The sequence below is a fragment of the Streptomyces sp. NRRL B-1347 genome (genome assembly GCF_000720325.1).
Taxonomy (GTDB): Bacteria; Actinomycetota; Actinomycetes; order Streptomycetales; family Streptomycetaceae; genus Streptomyces.
The window spans coordinates 1-421 of the sequence record NZ_JOJM01000282.1 but is presented as its reverse complement, the minus strand read 5'-3'; the positions used below and the strand labels follow the sequence as shown (position 1 = coordinate 421).

General features: G+C 69.1%; 1 protein-coding gene. It reads left to right on the top strand.

The features are described from left to right. Positions 1–421: acyltransferase domain-containing protein (locus IG74_RS47355; protein ID WP_158858145.1), on the top strand; the 421-nt coding region annotated here is incomplete at both ends.

Genomic DNA, 421 nt, shown 5'->3' with positions numbered 1-421 from the left:
GGGGTGGACGCAGCCTGCGTTGTTCGCGTTCGAGGTGGCGTTGTTCCGGTTGGTGGAGTCCTTCGGGGTGGTGCCGGACTGTGTGACCGGGCATTCGGTCGGGGAGCTGGCGGCCGCGCATGTGGCGGGTGTGCTGGGCCTGGAGGATGCGTGCCGGGTGGTGGCCGCGCGCGGGCGTCTGATGCAGGCGCTGCCGTCCGGTGGGGCGATGGTCGCGGTGCAGGCGGATGAGGCCGAGGTCCTCCAGCTCCTGGAGGGTCATGAGGCGCAGGCGGGTGTCGCGGCGGTCAACGGGCCCACCTCGCTGGTGATTTCCGGTGCGGAGGATGTGGTCACCGGGATCGCGGACACCTTGCGGGAGCGGGGTCGTAAGACGAACCGGCTGACTGTCAGTCATGCTTTCCACTCGCCGTTGATGGAT